The organism is Microcoleus sp. Pol7_A1 (genome assembly GCF_036701085.1).
Lineage (GTDB): Bacteria > Cyanobacteriota > Cyanobacteriia > Cyanobacteriales > Microcoleaceae > Microcoleus > Microcoleus asticus.
In genome coordinates this window covers 1-18,160 of sequence record NZ_JAUBQD010000060.1, presented here as the reverse complement: position 1 = coordinate 18,160, position 18,160 = coordinate 1, and the positions used below count along the sequence as shown (strand labels likewise).

The following is an 18,160-nucleotide window of genomic DNA, read 5'->3' as shown; positions in this document are numbered from 1 at the left end:
TGCCTGGGAACGCATATCCCGAGGCTCTGCCTCGCTCTGTTCCCTCACCTGAGAACGACTTTTCTAGTATCTGCCAGAGGCTATATCAGCATAAGCTCGATCGATCAATCGGCGAGCAACCGTCTGAATTCCCGTATGTTCGTAATAATTGGTAGTCATGTCTAAAAACGCGGCGACATAATCCAATTTGTCATCGGTAACATCAATATATTGCTTGAGATGGCCTAAAACTATGGCGGGAGTTAAGCCCCGAGACTGCACTAAATTGTTCATCCAACCTTGCGCTGAGGCGAAAGTTGCTGTCACAAATCCGAACTTTTGTGAATTATTTGCGCCGGGAATTAGGTTGCTGATATTTTGGAATGTTGAGTTTTGCTGCAAGGTTGAAGGATTCAATCCGCCTATGGTATTTTGTGCTACTCGAAGGAAGTCCGGGCCAAGGGGAATTAAACCGTCAGCACACACTAATGCAGCCATCCGCATCAGAGATTCGCCTTTGTAATTTGATAAATAATTACCAAAGCTTCCCACATTGTCAAGGGAAATATTGTTAAGTTTGCAGAAGGCAATTAGCTCGATCGCCACTTTGACGCACAAGTCGATCGTTTGAGTTGTGTCAGCTTTGGGAGTGAGGCGGTTCAGAAAGGAAAGAAAGCCGATGTTTTCGCCGATTTTACTGGCCATAGCCGTTGCACCTAACGCACTGTCGGCGCTGTCTGCTAACTGGTAAAGCTTGACTACGCCTTGATATGGCTCGTTGGGGTTAGCGTAAAGCTCGATCGCGCGATCGCGAATTTTCCCCACTAATTTGCGCTTTGTTTCCCCTGTCACCGCTTCAATAGTATTATCAAAACCCGTGAGATTGTTCCACTCCCCCGGAACCACAAAATCGAGAGATTTGAGCATCATCACAGTGACGCCACCAGACGGCAAATTGTCAACAAATTCCACAATAGATTTGCTCATCACAAACTCCTGAATAGCCAGATTTAAAGTGTTCTTCCAAATACTCCAGCTTCGGAAAATCCGATTCCAGATTCCCGGTTAATTCCCCAGCACTAAGTAGGTAAGCGCGAATAAATATTACACGACCAGATCCAGTTTTGCAATCCTCTGATCTTTTCTCTCTTCTCTAACTCTGCGTTCTCTGCGATCTCTGCGGTTCATTAAAAAAAATCTTTTCCCCAAAACATTTGCATTTCACTCGCCCTCACCAAGTTAAGTTTCATTAGATCGATTGACTCAAAATCCTCGCACTGTGTTAAAATAGATGGCGCAAAATAGAAACACATAAAATATGACGGTTGCAGTTAACAAAACTCCGGGATTAGCTTCGCGTTTAGTAAATAGCGTCCTTTCCATCAAACCTTTGGCTAATCTAGCCAAGCACCAAGCGCGGGAAATGATGATAACAAGAGCAGAAAAAATCGGAGTGCATTGGCGACAAGAAGCCCAAGCACTTTTAGCTCGAAATTGGGATGCAGAATTGCTCAGCGTCCAAAATCCCGATCTTGTTTACCCGAAATATTATCTAACTTCATTTCACGCTTACGAACAAGGTAATATGAGCTGGGAAGCTGCTACAGAAGTAGAAGTTGCCGCCCGTACTGTTCACGCGGGAATTTGGCCGGAAGCGGGTGCAGAAGGCGATGCAAAACTCCGCGCCAGCTATCACGAAGTCATCAAATCTCAAATTGCTTCTTCGCCGCGAGATATTGTTGATTTGGGATGCAGTGTGGGAATGAGTACGTTTGCTCTTGGGGATGTTTACCCGGAAGCGAAGATGACTGGGGTGGAGTTGTCGCCTTATTTTTTAGCAGTTGCTAAGTACCGTTCTCAACAGCGAAAATCTGAATCTTTAAATCAAAAATCTCCGAGTTGGGTTCACGCTGCTGCTGAATCTACTGGTTTACCGGCGGCTGCTTTTGATTTAGTTTCTATTTGTTTAGTTTGTCACGAGTTGCCGCAGAAAGCTACTAGAGAAGTGTTCCGGGAAGCGAGGCGTTTGCTGCGTGTTGGCGGACATTTGACAATTATGGATATGAATCCTCGGTCGGAAGTTTATGCCAAAATGCCTCCTTATATTTTGACTTTGCTCAAGAGTACGGAGCCTTATTTGGATCAGTATTTTGCGTTGGATATCGAGCAAGCTTTAGTTGATTCTGGTTTTGCCCAGCCGACAATCACTTGCAATACAGTCCGACACCGGACTATTGTTGCTGAGGCAATAAATAGTCCGGTTTGATGTTTTAAAAATGTTGGCGGTCTAATAAACTTAAAAAGTGTATTAGACCGCAACAGCGGTACAATTAATAGTTGGCCTGCTTCATCCTATGGCTGAGGAACTTCCAGTAAAGCTATGTATCAGTCTCCGAGGCTCATCAGGAAGCAGTAAAGCGATCGCATATCTAATTGGTCTTGAGGAGTTACAATTAATTATAAATTAACAGGTTACTGCAAATGTCTGACTTGTCGAGCATTGAAAAAGTAAAACTTGGAAAAATTTTTGAGATGGAAGGTGGTTATGTTCTTGATTTCTCAAACATAACTTTCCAGGAATTCATAATTGAAAATACAAACATTGACATATCTGACGGCAAGTACGATTACGCTAGCGGATCTAAAGCTAATCGATTAAAAGCCTTTTGGGCTCAAGAAGCTAACTATATTGTTGGAAAACTAATTTCAGCTTTGTTGGAATATTGGCAAACAAAAAGACTGATAAATCACATAGAAATAAGCCAATCCGAGCAAGCCTTGTTTGATGATTGCTCTACAATACCAGAACGACTTAAGCAAGATAGCATTGTTGAAAATATTGATGCAATTCAACCATATTCTAATGACAAAGAGTTTTCTGTATTAGCAAAATCCATAAGGGAAAATATTCAAAATAATGAGCCAGAAGTAGCATTAGATAGACTGCATACTTATATGGTGAAGTATACAAAGAAGCTATGCGATAAACATGGGATCAGTTATGACAAAAACAAACCATTGCATAGCCTTTTTGGAGAATATGTAAACTATCTAAGACAGAACCGCTTTATTGAGTCACAAATGACCGAAAAGATTCTAAAACATTCGACTAAAATTCTGGATGATTTTAATCATGTTAGAAACCACCAAAGTCTGGCTCATGACAATCCTATTTTGAATTATCATGAGAGTGTTCTGATATTTAACAATGTTTCAAGCGCGATTAAGTTTATAGAAGCCATTGAAGCAGAACAATTAGAAGTTGACGAACAAGACGAAGTTCAAGCAGAGTGGGGTGAGATTTCCTTCTGAAGAGGTTTGCTGTTTTTGTCAATCCGCACCCTAACAATCGTGTTGCAAAAGTTATCGTTCCTGTTTACAGGATACCCCATCCTAGTTAAATACTTCCTCGATCTCTAAGTCGGCGCAGGCGGACTTCGTTTGTCTAGTTGCGGTTTCAACCGCCCGAAGCTCTTTTTACTGAGATTAACATATCGCGCTATGCTACCGTAGATACTTTTTCGTACTCTTCACTGTGTTTTTGCACTGCATCCCAAATATCAACTTTTTGCTGAAGATTAAGCCACAGTTGAGGGCCATTCCCCAACGCTTTCCCAATCCGAATTGCCATATCTACTGTAATTGGTCTTTGACCTAAAACAATTTCGTTGACACTGCGGCGGGATACACCAAGTATCTCAGCAAACCTGGTTTGAGTCATTTCAATATCTTCAAGCACATCTGAAATGACCTCGCCCGGATGTACTGGTCTTACTTTCCTCCCTTGAATAATGTTTTGTATGTCTTTCATGCAATTCTCCTTACGCTTGAAGTTAAATTTTTAGATTTTGTTTTATGGGCTAGTGATAATCTTCGAGATCTATATCGTATGCGTTGTTATCCTGAAATGTAAAAGTTATACGCCAGTTACCTGATACCTTTATTGACCAAGTTCCCTGTCTATCACCTTTAAGTTCGTGTAAATCATAGCCTGGTATTCTAATATCATCTATAATTATTGCTGTATCTATTACTTCAAGTCTTGCTCTTGTCCTTTTTCCAAGTTCTGTAGGAATTCCTTTTGCATTACCTTCTCTCAATAATCTTTCTAATGCTTTATTTTTAAAACTTTGTATCATGTGAAATAATCCTTCAGTCAAGGCTGAATATCCAGTTCATAGCACTTATATATATTAATTAAAATTTTTTGTAACCTTTGAGATTACTTTATTAATGTAACCTATGAGGTTACAGATGTCAAGCCTAAAATAATTGCAAAAGCAAAAATCGCTCCAATCTACTAACAGGGCTGGATCTGGGAGAACGAAAAAGCTATCGTAGCGGCTGAGCTAAGCGGATGGTGTTGGCGGTCAATGACGCTCCAAAACTGGATTCGATCGCAATAGCGGTAGAATTAACAGTTAGACAGCAGTCTGAGCTAGAAGATTTTGATAGCACCCTAAAAGAAGGACATCTTCATGAACCCGACAGCCCCCTCTCAAAACATCCTCGATTGTTTGCAGGTTATCTTGGATGCCACCGCATCGAAAAACTACGAGCTTTTTACCACAGTGGGCGATGCAGGCTACAAAACGAGCATTACACAAAAAATGTTTGACGATGTTAGCGAGCAGCTCGCTTCACGCCTGCAAAAGGGATATTCAATTACTTATTTTGGTGAGCTAAAACAAGGTAATTGTCAGGTTTATTTGTGGAAGCTGAGTTTTGAAGATGATGGAGATGAATTTGTGGTACACATGACGATGAATGGAGACAAAGTTGCTGGGATTTTTATCGAATAACATATCTTGCTTGACACGGCGTTTCACTGAATCTAACGCCGATCGCCCACAACCGTTAATCGAAACCGATCGGGCGGAACAAAGGTGATTCCCCGGCGGGCTGGACGAATTGGCCGATAGAAATTCGATACAAACTCGCGTGAAGAAAGCACCGTGGCTAAAACGAGCTTCATTTCAAACATCGATAACGCCATCCCGATGCAGCTTCGACTTCCGCCTCCAAACGGTAAAAATTCAGAGGCGGAAAACTTGCGCTCTAAAAAGCGATCGGGATTGAACTGAGCGGGATTTTCGTAGGTTTCAGGCCGGCGGTGGGCCAAATAGACACAGGGGATTAAAATCGTTCCCGGTTGATATGTATAGCCTTCGAGTTCGATCGTCCGTTTCACCTTGCGCGGCTGCGAAATTAAGGCAATTGGATAAACCCGCAGCGCTTCTTTGCATACTGCTGTTAAGTAGGGCGACTGCGAAAGCGCGATCGGATCGGGATTCTCGCCCAATTCATCCAATTCCTGCCGCAATCTAGCGAGGCATTCGGGAAACTGATGCAGCCAGTAAAACGCCCAAGTCAACGCCGATCCAGTGGTTTCATGTCCCAACAACAACAGCGTCATCAACTGATCGCGCAATTCTCGATCGCCGATGGATTCGCCGCTGTCGTCGCGGGCCATCATCAAGACTGACAGAATATCCGTGCGAGACGAATCGAGAGAATGCGATCGCCTCTCGGCAATTTCCGCATAAATCAGCGAGTCAATCTCCGCCATCTGCTGCAAAAACTGACCCCACGGACTCCAAGATCCCAAATTTTGCTGCAACGGTTCAAAGAAAAATTGTATCGAGTACAGCTCAGAGGTAATCGCCTCTAAAAGCTTGCTGAGCAATTGTTTCAGGCGTTCGTAGCGCTCTCCCGGCACTAATCCAAACACGACTTGCAAGATTACTTGCAGCGAAATTTCTGACATTTCTTCGCGCACTGCGATCGCATCTGGGGCTTTCCAGTCGATCGTCTGCTTTTTCGTCAAATCAACAATCAAATGCCCTTGACTGTGCAACTGTTCGCGATGCAGCGCGGGCATTAATAGCTGTCGCTGTCGCAGATGTCGCGGCCCTTCATTCATAATTAGGGATTCATTTCCCACCAGCGGGCGAAATACGTTGGTCACTTTGCCAAATTCAAAGGCATCAGCTAACGTCGTAAACACCGCCTGAATCGCTTCTGGACTGCCCAGAAACACCACGGGGGGCGAAGAGGGCCCCAACACGCGGGCGGTAAATGTATCGCCGTATTTGGCAGAGTAGCGATCGAAAAATGCGATCGGGTCAGCTACCAGCGAAAGCGTTTGGAACAGAGCAGGAGAACGAGATCCGGTAGGCAGCGTCATTGCAAAACTGGCGATACACAATATTTCTAGTGTATTTTGACATACTGCGAAGTCCTCAATCGACCTTGCACCCTGAAATTTATCTGCGATCGATTGCGAAGGTAAGTAGCAAGAATAGTAATGCTATCGGGATCGATCGCAGATTGTACGGCTAGCTTCCCAACCTAACATGACTGTTTTACGCTCTACTCCCCAGCCATAGCCACCGAGTTCTCCAGATTCTCGAATGACTCGGTGACACGGAATTAGATAGCCGATCGGATTTTTACCGATCGCATTTCCTACAGCTCTAGCAGCAGTTGGGCGAGCTACCATTTGAGCTATACTCTGATAAGTTGCGATCGCCCCAAAGGGCAATTGCAAAAGTGCTCGCCAAACTTGAATCTGAAAGTTAGTGCCTTTTACCAAGAGCGTTAGTGGTTTTTGCTCGCTGAGAGTTTCTGAATTGAAAATCAGGTCACACAATGATTGAGTGGTTTGCTCATCGCGGATAATTTCAGCGTTTTTCCAGGCCAATTGCAGTCTTTGTGCGGCGGTTTGTTCGTCTGTTATATCCAAGAAATAAAGATTACAAATACCGCGAGCCGTTGTCGCGATTAAAGATGTGCCAAAAGGGGTATCGTGAATGCCATAGCGAATTTGCAAACCTGCTCCGCCTGCTTTGAACTCCCCTGGTGACATTGCTTCTAAGTTCACAAATAAATCGTGCAATCGTCCTGGACTCGATAGTCTCACGTCCAATGTTAGGTCGAGAAGGCTTTTAGTCTGAGTGATTTTTGACTTGGCATATTCAACTGTCAGATATTGCAAAAACCGCTTGGGGCTAATGCCGGCCCATTGAGTAAATAGCCGTTGAAAATGATATTCACTCAGTCCTATGTGTTGGGCCACAGTTGCCAGATTGGGCTGGTTTAGGTGGTGTTGTCGCATAAAGGCGATCGCCCGAGCCATCCGGTGGTAATCTTCGCTAGCATAGACACTGGCATTCTGCATCGAAATCATCTAGTCTAAGTTAAGGGAATTTTGATGTTTCCTCACTTTAGCCATAGACTAGGCTCAATGCCACCCGTTTCTTGCGGTGAATGCAGCCAGTCGATTTTAGATTTTAGATTTTAGATTTTAGATTGAAGAGATTGAAGAAAGCGACCTCATTGCTAAACCCGGGGGCTTGCGATTTTAGATTTTAGATTTTAGATTTTAGATTGAAGAGATTGAAGAGATTGAAGAAAGCGACCTCATATCGTTTCCGGTTGGATGGGAATGATCGAGTCAAGGTCAATAATTCCACATTCCCCCACGGATCACTCCCCACTCCCCATCATTCCGGTGTTACCGGAATTGATATCACCCTCCGCGCAACTGCGTCACCAAGTGAACTAATTCGGGTAAAATTAGCTTTTCCACAGCTAGTTTCACACCATTGCTAGAGCCCGGAAGAGAAAAGACTAACTTGCCTTGATACACGCCTGCAACTGCGCGAGAGGCGATCGCCCTCGAACCAATTTCTTGATAGCTCAAAAACCGAAATATCTCCCCAAATCCCGGTAAAATCCTGTCTAGCAAACTCTCCATCACATCATAAGTCGTATCTCGGGGAGCGATGCCCGTGCCGCCGTTAAAAATGATTGCATCCACATCTTCACGCTGGGAAAAAGCCTGCATCTGCAATACAATTTTTGCCGCATCATCTTTAACAACAGTGTAAGCTACCACAGAGTGACCCGCATCTTTTAGCAGCTTCTTAGTTAACAAGCCGCTATTGTCTGTTTCAGCCGAGCGGGTGTCGCTAACAGTAATGATAGCGCAATTTACGGTTATTTTAGATAAGTCGGGGTGAGGAATTTGCGTCATAGTTTCTTGTTCTAAGTAATCGGCAACTGGCAACGGGCTATCGGCTAACTACCAATGACCAATTACCAATTACCAACTACCCATTATGCCTTGCTAAATCCTAAGCCGTTTGCTTCCGAGTAGCGTTCCATGAACCGCATAAACCGATCCCATTCTGCGGGACTTCTCATTAGATAAAGAGCTTCCAAGCCCGCAGGCTGACCGTTGATGAACTTAGCCTTAACCTCGCGAGTGAGGATTTCGCCTTCTTCGTCGATCATGTACATTCCAGTAATGTCTTCGGTACTGGTGCTGCTGAGAGCTTTGGGATTTTCAAAGATAAACGTGGCAGTGCCTTGATCTCCGCTTTTAGAACGGGTTAGGCGCACTTCGGGCACAGCTTCTTCGTCTATACCCCGAGAGAATTGAATTTTAGCCATAATCTGATAGTGGAACCTTAAGGATTGCTTAATTTCTTAATGTTTAATCATAAAACGATTCGGGTACTCGCAAATCAAGACTTGGGAGAGTGGGAGCGGGGCAGAGTGGGGAAATCGGAGACAAGGGAGAGGGGAGATGGGTTGGTTCTGTGTACCTGATATCGTTTCCGGCTGCATCGGAATGATACCGAGGACACCGCGAGAGTCCAAGTCCCTACAATTAATCGGGGTAGGGAAACGGCACTGCCGTGTCCTGACTGTGAGTAATATTAATTCCGATGCTACGGGACTTAGACGATGTAGGGAGAGTTAATTGGCTCGGCTCGGTTTGTGGCTACGAGAGTTTGATAGATGAGGGCGGATATCTCGCCGCGGGTGATGTCGTGGGCGGGGGAAAGCTTTTCGCGCGCGGGATAGTTGACCACGATTTTGCGCTCTGTGGCGGTTGCTATCTCGTCGGTGGCAAAACTGGGAATCAGAACTCGATCGACATAAACGCTCAAAGAGTTGGGGTTGCCGCCCGTCAACTGCAAGCCGTTTACCAAAGATACGATCGCCTGAACTCTAGTCAAATTCTGCTCCGGGCGAAACGTGCTGTCGGGGTATCCCACCAAAAACCCAGCTCGATTAGCTTGGACGATCGCTCCCTGCGCCCAAAAATCCGCCGCCACATCATTAAAAACCGTCGCCTCACGGCGCGGCACCAATTCAAACGCCTTCGCCAACACAGCCGCATACTGAGCTCTAGTTACAATCTCGTAAGGTTGAAAAGTGCCGTTGGGAAACCCGCTAACAATATTTATCTTTGCCAAGCGATCGATAAAATCCTTAGCCCAATGCGTGCTGATGTCGCTGAACTTTAGCCCGCCAGGAGTCGCAGTTGGCGTCACATTTCCCAAATCAAATAAACCTTTCACCCGCGAAGAATTGAGCTGATTTCCCACCGCAGAAATCTTAACCCCAGTCGCGTTTTGCAAGTCTAATTCACCGTTATTCTGAAAAATATTGCCCCCCAAATCTTGAGCCGTACCAATATCTGGTCGCGACTTCCCCACCGCAGTCAAACCGTCTTCGGTATTTTTTTCGATGCGATTATTGCGTAAAATCGGCTGAGATTCCCCCGCTACAACTATACCGGAGCGATTTTCCAAAATTTGGTTGTCAGCAATCAAAGGAGCCGACTGAGCTTCCAGAGAAATGCCGATACCCGTCTTTTGAAAAATATTGCGCCGTATAACTCCCTTAGCAGTTCCCGCCGTAATTACGCCAGCCGCTGAGTTTTCCATAAATATGTTGTCGAGAATCGCAGGATTAGCAGTTCCCGTAGCAAAAATGCCTTCGCGCTTGCATTGAGTGAAAGTGCAGTTAGCCACAGTCGGAGAAGTTGACTCAATCCAGACTCCCGTGCCGCGACTATCAAGATTATTGACAGTTACTCCGCGCAATTCCGAATTAGTTGCTAGCAGTATTGTGATATTTTGACCCGCAGCGGTGGGACTGACAAATTTGCCGCTGCCTTGAATCAGAATGCCTCTACCTTTGTTAGTTTCCTTGCCAATAACTTTTACTCCTGAGGGAATTTCCAAGGGGAATTTTTCGCCGCTAGCTGCGCTGTAAGTTGCCGGTGATAACTGAATCGTAGTTCCCGATGCAGCGCGGGCGATCGCGCGGGCGATCGTTTTGAATGGAGACGATTGGCTGCCGGCTGCGGCATCGCTGCCTGTTGCTGGGTTGACGTAAAGTGTTGTCATGTTTTTGCCCAAGAGATAATTGGCGATCGAGCTTTTGTGCAATTTTCATTGTCTGCGAACTTGACCTTGGATATATATTCACCTTTGATTGCGGAGATTATTTAATTGCACGATATCCGCAACATTACTCATCAGGATCGGCAACCGCATGGGGATTGCCCCTACAAAAGACTGTATTTCTCGTTCCCAGCAACAGCAGAACCAGACTTATTTAAGAAGTCCGGGATCTGGGGATTATATTTTTTCCAGATGTTCCCAAAACCACTAAAATTTCGATTGCCAATTATGAAAATCGAACGTCTTGCTCTCATGTACGAGCGATCGAGATTCCCTGGCCAAAAACCTTAACCGCTTCAGCCAAATCAGTTTCACCCATTAAAATGCAGCGTCTTAGCAAATCGATATCCAGCGTTTCCAATCCTGACAGTTGACTCTGAATTACTTGCTCGTAGCCATCTTCCCGGAGATGATACAGCCGCAGCGTGCCATCTTCCCAAAACCAGATTTCAGGCACGCCCAAAGCTCGATATTTTGGCAACTTGCTCAGTCCACCGCTAGTATAAACCACCTCGATCGACAAATCGGGAATCAACTTAGGTTCTCCCAAACAAAACGATTTGTCTGCTTGAGTAGAAGCTTCTGGCGTCTTCTCCTGCGTCATTGAACCAGAAGGGTAAAACTTAATGCCTTGTTGCAGCAGAAAAGTGGTCACCAAGTAACCAATGATTTCAGAAAAATTTTCGTGTTGGAATCCCGGCATCAGAATCTCGATCGCACCTGCAAAAAAGGACAACTTTATGCCAGGGGAATCTTCCGAAACCTTCTGGATTAACTTGAATTGCTCCCAAGTGCCATTGAGCACCACTCGCCCATCGAGAATTTCGCGATCGAGAACTTGTGTCATTGACTCGCACCATTATCTCCTATCGGGATTATAACGCATTGTGCGATCGCTCCTACAGAATCTCCGTGCAGCAATTGTAGCTAAGGAATCCGAACAGTTTTTCTCGTTTTATCAGAGCCAGTACGAATCACAATTGTATTATGTCCGGTCGATCTATCGCAATATTTCAGCAAGCTTGGGTGGGTTTACGAGACAGGACTTACCCAGGCACACTATATACAGTAATATCGCCTTTTTAACATCAAATAACCAAATGAAGATTGGAAAGCAGCAGGGATGGAAGCTTACGCTTGCTTATAAATCTATAGATGATAACTCTATTAATTTTTTTAACTTTTCTTCCTCTAGCTCTATTCTTTGTATTAAATTCATCGCAGGCCAGTTTGTATATGAATACTCAAAATTAAACCAAGGCAGAAAAGTTAATTTTTTCCATAAAGATGGTTTAATTGCTTTTTTACTGAAAGGGTTTTCTAAAATTACCGTATTTCTGGAAAAAGATATTATGACAGCATCTAATTTAGTAGGTGTAGTAGAATTTCTAAATCGTCCCGGATGACGCATTTTTTTTTCATCGTTAAGAGGCATATCCAAGCTAAAGTATTGAAAGATAGGAGCATCTTTCCATCCATAAAAGGCATACCATAATTCTCCCGAGTAAAAAGCTTTATTCCAAGTTCTTACAGGTAATACTCTATCGACTGTATCTAATAAGTCCCATACCTCATCTTGAAAATCTAACCATAGGATAGACGTATAGTTTGTACTCATTTGATGCTCTGTTCGTTTTATACCGCATAGTTTGCTTATAGCATTTTCAGTTACATTTTCATGTTCTTGGGGTTTTCCAAAAGGAACAGTTTTATGCTCACCAATAACCAATCCTGGCTTTCTGTCACTCTTAGTCATTTCATTCCTTAAATCATTGTAGAATTTTTCTAACGATTCAGATTCTTTATCATGCAACTGCTTTGAGTGTACTTCTATCAAAACTTTTTCTTGGTTATCTTCAACCCAAAAATCCGCTCCGTTTTGGCTTATTGGTTCTACTGAAATACCAGCCTCTAGTATGTATCCAAAAGCTCTGATTTCTCCTAAAGCTCCAGAAGAATTTGAATAATCATTAATATTAAGAAGCCTTGGCTTTAAATTCCTAAACCATTGAGTATGATGTTGCTTGAGATGCCTCAATGCTCTTTCAGTATTTACTATAACTTGAAAGTCTCTTTCGACTCCATCTCTGGGATCTAATAGTCTCTTGACAGGGTGACACCTATCTCTGATGGTAGTATTTCTTATATTTTCTATTTCCGATTCCGAAAGCTCTAACAATTGTTTTAGTTGACCTGTCATTTGTTTACAAAAATTAACAATTTACAACAGGTATTTTCCATGAAAAACCCTTTATCAATTATAGACCCTCAACTAGCCGCGCAGCGGCATCCCACAAAGAATGGTGGCTCACTCCAGAACAAGTGGCAGCAGGCTCAGCAAAAAAAGCTTGGTGGAAATGCTCTAATAGGCCGGACCACGAATGACCAGCTTCTATTACAGGAAAACCCTCAAGAGTGGGCGCATCACCATACTTTGTATCAAGAATCCAGAAAAGATTGGGCAGTTATTCCCTAGGAGGAGATGATTCGCTGGTGTCAACCACGTAGCGACTACACTATTGGTGATTTTGGTTGCGGTGAAGCAAAATTAGCTGAGGCAGTTTCAGATAGACATACAGTTTACAGCTTTGACCATCTTGCTATCAATGATAATGCGATCGCCTGCGATGCCTTAATTCCCGGTCAATTTCACAATACAAGACGCATCCAAAACCACTAGAATTTCATTCTGAAAAACAGCACAACTTGTCATTGCTGAAGCTAAGGCGGGAATTTTCCCTTGTTTGAGAGAAAGCATCGCCTGCGGTGTCGCATCAAAATCATCGATCCAGCCGTAGTCCTCTACATAATCAAGAGTCAAAGCATTGCGATCGAGCATCCAAAAATCAACTCCATATTGATTAATAAAATTTTGCAATACAGCTCGATCGGGCGTGTATTGAGCGCGAATTAAATCGCTAACTCGCTGCCTAAATCTGCTGTAGTAGCCTTTCTGATAAGGCACTGCATATTCCTTTGCCACCCAAACCGAACGCTGACTAAATGTTGGCAAAGTATCAGTCTCTGCCGCGATGGAAGCAATCAATATATCTTTAGGCTGTTGCTGAAAAAATTTGTACAAACCCGGCATTTTACCTTCGGCATAGCCGACTGTAGGAAATTTTTTGACTAAGCAGGGATAAAGGACAACGGCGATAGCGATTGTCGCTGTCGTAATTAGTGCCACTAGATTTTTTAAATGAAATATTGTTGCGGTTTTTGATGCCCAAGAACCGACTCCATCAATAATTAAAGTTAGGACAATCGCAGTTATTAAAACAATAATAAATCGCAAGCTGTAGGCAGTATAGCGACCTGGTTGATAAAGTTTAAAAATTGTGGCGTGAGCCGCAAAAAACATCGCCAAGGATGCTAAAAATAGGTGAAGTAAAAGCCAGATTTTGCTTTGAATCTGATTTGCTAAAGGAAAAGCCGATCGCCAAAACAGCAGCAGCGGAAATAACAGCCCGACACAGTGAGTTACAGGCGTAAACAGCGACTTGGGAAACATCCCGCTGCCCCGCCCTGTCAACCAATAATCTACCGGATTTGGACGAAAAAAAGCATTTCTGCCGTCAGGTGCAAATTCGCCCATTTGCTTCGCTTCTGCTGCGGTATAAGTTGGGCCAAATTCAGAGTTATCTAAGGCATAGGGCAGCATTACTAAAAAGATTACTCCCAAACCTGTAGTGCAAAATAGGTAATTAGTACGATCGCCCGACAAGCGCAAACCGCCGTTTTTCCAGCATAGCAGCCGCAAAACTAAAATTCCGGCAGCAACCAAGGCGTAAGGAGGATAGAATAGTCCGATTAGCGCGATCGCTCCCAAACAAGGCAGCAAGGAACTGCGCGACAAATAATATAAAAAAGCAAGAAATATCGGATATATAAAAGCTCTTGGCGTTGTGGAAGCCAGATCGTCGGTCATCCACATATGCTGATTTAACAGCAAAGATGCAATAAATCCAGTCATCGGCACTGGCAGCATTTCTAGGCAAAGACCAAAACAGTAATAAGTCGAAATTAAGCCGAGAAATAGCGGCAATATTTTGTGAAGAAATAGCGGATGAATACCAACTGTTGCGGCTAATGTGTAGAGCGTGCTGTATCCTGCGGGGGCGACTGATTGAAAGTAATTAGCAATGAAATCGTTGGGGAATAATTCAGGATCGACAAACCGCATCATCCAGAAAACGTGCTGCCTCGCATCGTCTTGCACCATATACTCGGCACTGAAGACTTGCTTGAGTCCTAAAATAGCATAAACTGCGGCAAATGTCAAGCTCAGAGTCAACCAAAATATTGTGTGCGATCGGGATTTTTCATCCACAGTCGCAGTCAGAAATTTATGCAAGCGGGCTATGAACATCGCAGTCATTCGATTTGAGATTTTAGATTTTAGATTTTGGATTGACCCCACGGATCAATTCGGGGGCTTGAGGATTTTAGATTTGAGATTTTGGATTGATTCCACGGATCGATCACGTGGCGGGTACCATCAAAAAATTCTTGGTCAAAAAATGTCTTAAATAAAAGTTTGCAGCAGCGCTTAAGAACTACTACAAACAAATACTTTATATGAGATTCGCCTGCCAAGGCCACTTTACTTTCAACTTCGCCCGATTTTAGATTATTTTCCAGCCCGCACACCCGCAATTTTAAGACGAATCCGATACAGACTTGTATTTGCCGTAATGTAAAGCGTTTTGCGATCGCTTTCTCCCCAAGCCAAATTAGTCGCCGTCTCAGGCACAGAAATCTTCCCCAAAACCTTGCCATCCGGCGAAAAAATCCACACTCCTCCCGGCCCGGTGCTGTAAACATTCCCCTCTAAATCAACTTTTAGACCGTCGGGAACTCCGCCTTGACTGGCATCTTTTAACTCCGCAAAAAGCTGCTGGTTGGTAACAGTTCCGTCCGGCTTGACATCGAAAACGGCAATGTATCCAGCTTCCGAATTGTTGACATAAAGTTTTTGCTCGTCTGGCGAAAAGGCGATGCCATTCGGCAGCACCAAATCCTTAACCAGCAGAGTTAATTTTCCGTCTGATGCCAGCCTGTAAACACCGTAAAAACCTAATTCTTCCTGTTCTTTACTAACACCGTAGCGCGGATCGGTAAAATAAATGCTGCCGTCGGATTTAACAACCAAATCGTTCGGACTGTTGAGCCGCTTGCCCTCGTATCTATCCGCCAATGTGATAATTTTACCGTCCTTTTCTGTGCGGGATACGCGGCGATTTTCGTGCTCGGCAGTAAGTAAGCGGTTTTCTTTGTCTAAAGTATTCCCGTTGGCTTTTCCCGAAGGGCGGCGAAATACCTCAACTTGCTGATTTGATGCGAATTTATAGATAATATTGGCGGGAATATCGCTGAACAGCAAAAAGCCGTCTGGATGCCAAATCGGGCCTTCTATAAATTGGAAGTCGCCAGCTAGTTTTTCTAATTTTGCGCTGTCATCGAGAATATCTGGCACGGTGTTTTTTTTCTCCTTGTTTTCCGTTTGGGCGGTCAATATTGTAAATTTTGATGTTGATTTATTGGGCGAGTTGCTGTCAGGGAAAAGTTTTAAGAAAGGATTTTTGGAAAGCGTGTTGCTGAATGCTAGACTCAAAAGTATAAACGAGAGGATGATTGTAGCAATTTTGGCGGTCATGTTTGCCTTGTTAATTGCATTGATTGAGAGCGGTGGTAAAATCGATCGTACCGCATCTATCTTACATTTATATTAAAAATACAAAAGTGTGGCTCGTTTAAACAGAGCGCAGCACGGATAACATAGTATAGCAATGTCATTTCAATTAGCGATCGCCACCTGCTGACATTCCTGAAGTTAACACGCCGGAGCATGGATTAAAATCACAAATAATATCTAGCTATAGCAATCCTAAATCATTATCATGATTGTGATACAATTATATGCAATACTTGATTGTGACAATTAAAAATGGATAACTTACAAATGCAACAAAAAGATAGAGAAAAAGAAATAGCCCAATTAGAATCTTTCATTAAAAGCGATATCGATGCTGTGAGAACTAAAACGAGCAATAGCTGTAAGGATGGCGCTCTCAGGTAAGATCTACAATGAAATCAGCAAAATATGGCGTGTAAGTAATTTTTTTATTGGTTATTGGAAAAAACAATTTAAAACCAAAGGCATCGCCGGAATCAAACTAGGACATAAAGGGTCAAAAGGGTATTTAACAGCTCGACAAAATACTGAAGTAATCGAGTGGTTCAAGAATAAAGAATATTGGAATTTAGATGAGTTGGTTACTTATTTAGAGCGAGAATTTGGTGTGACATATAAATCAAAACAGAGTTACTATGAACTTTTCGACCGGGCGAAAATTAGTTGGAAAAAAACTCAAAAAATCAATCCTAAATTTGATAAAGAACTGGTAAAAAAAAAGACGGAAGAAATTAACGATATTTTATTTAAAAACAAGTCAGGTATATAATTTGGGGAAATAATAGTCTTGTTTTTAGATGAATGTCATCTACTTCATGGTGATTTAACTGGTTATGTTTGGGGTCAATCAAAAATCAGAATTGAAGTCCCCATTACCAATGAAAAAGATAGACAAACTTATTTTGGCGCCCTCAATTATCAAAGCAAAGAATTCCATATTCAAAGCCATCCATCTGGTGATGGAAAATCAACAGTTAAATTCATAAAATACTTACAAAATAAATATAAAAATCGCCAGATTATCTTGATTGGGGATGGAGCTAGTTATCATAAATATGGAGAATTTAGAGAGTTTTTATTAGAACTAAATGGTGACAAAGAACCTGAGAATTGGTCAATTACTTGTATTTTATTTGCTCCCAATGCTCCCCAACAGAATCCAGTTGAAGATATTTGGTTACAAGCTAAAAACTTTTTAAGAAAGTATTGGTATTTATGTAGGTCTTTTAAGATTGTCAAATTTTTATTTGAGTTTTTTACTAACGAACATAAATTTGATTTCCCCAAAATACGTCAATATACTTACACACAGAAAATCATTTAGGATTGCTCTAGATATAGAAAATCATTTAGGATTGCTATATATGCTTTCTACCTTAGATATCAAACTACTAGGCGGATTCTGCCTTTCCTGTGCAGACAAGCCCGTTGTCGGTGTCACCGCAGAGCGCCCGCAAGCTTTGTTGGCGTACCTGGTACTGCACCGCGATATCCCGCAAACCCGTCAGCGGCTTGCCTTTCAATTCTGGGCCGATTCAACCGAGGCTCAATCTCGCACCAACTTGCGCCGGGAATTGCATTACCTGCGTCAGGGACTCCCGGATGCCGATCGCTACCTGCTGGCGGATGCCAAAACCCTGCAATGGAATCCCCATGCGCCTTTCGTGCTGGATGTGGCTGAGTTTGAACGGGCATTCGCCGCAGCAGAAGCAGCGGAACGAGCCGCAGATGTTAATGGTGCCAGAACAGCCTGGGAGCAAGCGATCGCACTTTACGGCGGTGATTTGCTGCCGAGTTGCGAGGATGAGTGGATTTTTCTAGAGCGCGAACACCTGCGACAGAAATTGCTCCACGCACTCGAATCTCTGACTCGCCTGTCGGAAGCTCAGGGTGATTATCGGGCTGCAATCCGCTCTGCACAGCGCTTACTGGAGATCGATCCGTTGCACGAAACCAGCTACGCAGCTTTGATGCGATCGCACCATTTGAACGGCGATCGCGCCAATGCACTGCAAGTCTACCATCGTTGCATGACTTTGCTGCGCGAGGAACTAGGAGTAGATCCGAGTGCAAGCACTCGCAAGCTCTACGACCAACTGTTGCTGGAAGACGAAGCACCCGACATTCAAACATCCTCTCATACCAATTTCCTAAAATAGTGCTACACTTAGTAATGGCCAATTTTGTAAGCTAGTAGTTAAAGATTGGGAGAAAAAATGTC

The 18,160-nt window shown here is 43.4% G+C and carries 20 protein-coding genes; 8 read left to right on the top strand and 12 right to left on the bottom strand.

The genetic code is table 11. The annotated features are described in order from the left end of the window. Positions 1-63: 63 nt before the first annotated feature. A complete protein-coding gene (locus QUA20_RS25480; protein ID WP_333192272.1) occupies positions 64-966 on the bottom strand; it encodes a hypothetical protein in 903 nt (300 codons plus the stop codon). A 331-nt stretch (positions 967-1,297) separates the two neighbouring features. On the opposite strand from QUA20_RS25480, the gene QUA20_RS25475 reads away from it, so the two are divergent. Both QUA20_RS25475 and QUA20_RS25470 read left to right on the top strand, forming a co-directional pair. After that, positions 1,298-2,245 carry a class I SAM-dependent methyltransferase gene (locus tag QUA20_RS25475; RefSeq protein WP_333192269.1) on the top strand — a complete coding sequence of 316 codons (948 nt, stop codon included), beginning with the start codon at positions 1,298-1,300 and terminating at the stop codon, positions 2,243-2,245. A 215-nt stretch (positions 2,246-2,460) separates the two neighbouring features. Then, positions 2,461-3,291, top strand: coding sequence for an abortive infection family protein (locus QUA20_RS25470; RefSeq protein ID WP_333192267.1), 831 nt, complete (start codon positions 2,461-2,463; stop codon positions 3,289-3,291). A gap of 187 nt (positions 3,292-3,478) precedes the next feature. Here QUA20_RS25470 and QUA20_RS25465 read toward each other — a convergent pair whose 3' ends face one another. Beyond that, positions 3,479-3,790 carry a HigA family addiction module antitoxin gene (locus tag QUA20_RS25465; RefSeq protein ID WP_333026536.1) on the bottom strand — a complete coding sequence of 104 codons (312 nt, stop codon included), beginning with the start codon at positions 3,788-3,790 and terminating at the stop codon, positions 3,479-3,481. Between the two features lie 49 nt (positions 3,791-3,839). Then, positions 3,840-4,139, bottom strand: coding sequence for a type II toxin-antitoxin system RelE/ParE family toxin (locus QUA20_RS25460; protein WP_333192265.1), 300 nt, complete (start codon positions 4,137-4,139; stop codon positions 3,840-3,842). A 318-nt stretch (positions 4,140-4,457) separates the two neighbouring features. Between QUA20_RS25460 and QUA20_RS25455 the strand changes: the two genes are divergently transcribed. Next, positions 4,458-4,781 carry a hypothetical protein gene (locus QUA20_RS25455; protein ID WP_333192262.1) on the top strand — a complete coding sequence of 108 codons (324 nt, stop codon included), beginning with the start codon at positions 4,458-4,460 and terminating at the stop codon, positions 4,779-4,781. Between the two features lie 32 nt (positions 4,782-4,813). Here QUA20_RS25455 and QUA20_RS25450 read toward each other — a convergent pair whose 3' ends face one another. From QUA20_RS25450 to QUA20_RS25420, 7 genes are all read right to left on the bottom strand, one after another. Next, complete coding sequence (locus QUA20_RS25450; RefSeq protein ID WP_333192259.1) at positions 4,814-6,166, bottom strand: cytochrome P450; 1,353 nt, start codon at positions 6,164-6,166, stop codon at positions 4,814-4,816. 123 nt (positions 6,167-6,289) lie between these two features. Continuing rightward, complete coding sequence (locus QUA20_RS25445; protein WP_333192256.1) at positions 6,290-7,159, bottom strand: methylated-DNA--[protein]-cysteine S-methyltransferase; 870 nt, start codon at positions 7,157-7,159, stop codon at positions 6,290-6,292. Positions 7,160-7,510: 351 nt separating this feature from the next. Further along, positions 7,511-8,017: a MogA/MoaB family molybdenum cofactor biosynthesis protein gene (locus QUA20_RS25440; RefSeq protein WP_006632696.1), complete on the bottom strand. Its 507-nt coding sequence runs from the start codon at positions 8,015-8,017 to the stop codon at positions 7,511-7,513. An 83-nt stretch (positions 8,018-8,100) separates the two neighbouring features. After that, positions 8,101-8,436: a photosystem II reaction center protein Psb28 gene (psb28, locus tag QUA20_RS25435; protein ID WP_333192253.1), complete on the bottom strand. Its 336-nt coding sequence runs from the start codon at positions 8,434-8,436 to the stop codon at positions 8,101-8,103. Positions 8,437-8,726: 290 nt separating this feature from the next. Then, entirely contained in the window at positions 8,727-10,187 is a 1,461-nt protein-coding gene (locus tag QUA20_RS25430) for a DUF1565 domain-containing protein (protein ID WP_333192252.1), read from the bottom strand. A 307-nt stretch (positions 10,188-10,494) separates the two neighbouring features. Then, complete coding sequence (locus tag QUA20_RS25425; RefSeq protein WP_333192250.1) at positions 10,495-11,091, bottom strand: Uma2 family endonuclease; 597 nt, start codon at positions 11,089-11,091, stop codon at positions 10,495-10,497. Positions 11,092-11,385: 294 nt separating this feature from the next. Continuing rightward, a complete protein-coding gene (locus tag QUA20_RS25420) occupies positions 11,386-12,444 on the bottom strand; it encodes a hypothetical protein (RefSeq protein ID WP_333192248.1) in 1,059 nt (352 codons plus the stop codon). 39 nt (positions 12,445-12,483) lie between these two features. Between QUA20_RS25420 and QUA20_RS25415 the strand changes: the two genes are divergently transcribed. Further along, positions 12,484-12,720 carry a hypothetical protein gene (locus QUA20_RS25415; RefSeq protein WP_333192246.1) on the top strand — a complete coding sequence of 79 codons (237 nt, stop codon included), beginning with the start codon at positions 12,484-12,486 and terminating at the stop codon, positions 12,718-12,720. A 6-nt stretch (positions 12,721-12,726) separates the two neighbouring features. Next, positions 12,727-12,924 (top strand): hypothetical protein, encoded by a 198-nt coding sequence (locus QUA20_RS32155; RefSeq protein WP_445304714.1) that lies wholly within the window; start codon positions 12,727-12,729, stop codon positions 12,922-12,924. Here the strand turns inward: QUA20_RS32155 and QUA20_RS25410 are convergent. Continuing rightward, on the bottom strand, positions 12,877-14,622 hold the full coding sequence (locus tag QUA20_RS25410; protein WP_333192244.1) for a hypothetical protein: 1,746 nt from the start codon (positions 14,620-14,622) through the stop codon (positions 12,877-12,879). The two genes, QUA20_RS32155 and QUA20_RS25410, sit on opposite strands and share 48 nt — an antisense overlap. Positions 14,623-14,874: 252 nt before the next feature. After that, positions 14,875-15,900, bottom strand: a complete 1,026-nt coding sequence (locus QUA20_RS25405; RefSeq protein ID WP_333192241.1) for an SMP-30/gluconolactonase/LRE family protein — start codon at positions 15,898-15,900, stop codon at positions 14,875-14,877. Positions 15,901-16,306: 406 nt separating this feature from the next. On the opposite strand from QUA20_RS25405, the gene QUA20_RS25400 reads away from it, so the two are divergent. From QUA20_RS25400 to QUA20_RS25390, 3 genes are read left to right on the top strand one after another with little or no spacing between them, the layout of a single operon-like run. Further along, entirely contained in the window at positions 16,307-16,708 is a 402-nt protein-coding gene (locus QUA20_RS25400) for a winged helix-turn-helix domain-containing protein (protein WP_333192239.1), read from the top strand. A gap of 18 nt (positions 16,709-16,726) precedes the next feature. Next, entirely contained in the window at positions 16,727-17,263 is a 537-nt protein-coding gene (locus QUA20_RS25395; protein ID WP_333192237.1) for a transposase, read from the top strand. A gap of 40 nt (positions 17,264-17,303) precedes the next feature. Further along, entirely contained in the window at positions 17,304-18,098 is a 795-nt protein-coding gene (locus QUA20_RS25390) for a BTAD domain-containing putative transcriptional regulator (RefSeq protein ID WP_333192235.1), read from the top strand. Positions 18,099-18,160: the final 62 nt, after the last annotated feature.